The organism is Proteiniphilum sp. UBA1028, assembly GCF_002316955.1.
Taxonomy (GTDB): Bacteria; Bacteroidota; Bacteroidia; order Bacteroidales; family Dysgonomonadaceae; genus Proteiniphilum.
Genome location: NZ_DCEN01000088.1, coordinates 17,405 through 17,948 on the forward strand (window position 1 = coordinate 17,405; position 544 = coordinate 17,948).

General features: G+C 47.8%; 1 protein-coding gene. It reads right to left on the minus strand.

The window, feature by feature from the left end:
• Positions 1–539: FecR family protein (locus B3Z75_RS14045; RefSeq protein WP_294073035.1), on the minus strand; the 539-nt coding region annotated here is incomplete at its 3' end.
• Positions 540–544: the final 5 nt, after the last annotated feature.

The window sequence follows — 544 nt, forward strand, 5'->3', positions numbered from 1 at the left end:
TTCAGCTCCGTGTTGGTGGTAAAGGCAAAGAACACTTTTTGGTCCGTTGTGATGTGGGCGTCATTGATAATCTCCACATTATAGTATTGTTTCAGACGAAGTGCTATTTCTTTTAACCCCGCCTCGTCCATTACAATGTTCCCTGTACGCCAGTCGGCGGCAGCCGAACCGTCTGTGAGGCCGGAAGTTAAACTGCCCGTTCCGTTATCGAAGGAAACTTTATTATTGGCTTCGAGCACAACTTTTCCGCCGCTCTCCCTGCTTACCTGCACTTGGCCCGTTTTCACACTCACCACCTGTTCTCCCAATTCACGGTAAGCCTTTATGTTGAACGATGTTCCCAACACGCGCGTGCTCAACCCGTCGGCAGTATGTACAATAAAGGGGCGGTGGGTATCTTTGGTTACTTCAAAAAAGGCTTCACCCTCCTCTAACCATACTTCGCGGATCTGTCCGTTAAATTTTCCCTTATGGAGAGATAAGGTGGTTCCCATATTCAGGTGTACTACTGAACCGTCGGCAAGAGTAATTTTCTTCATATTGC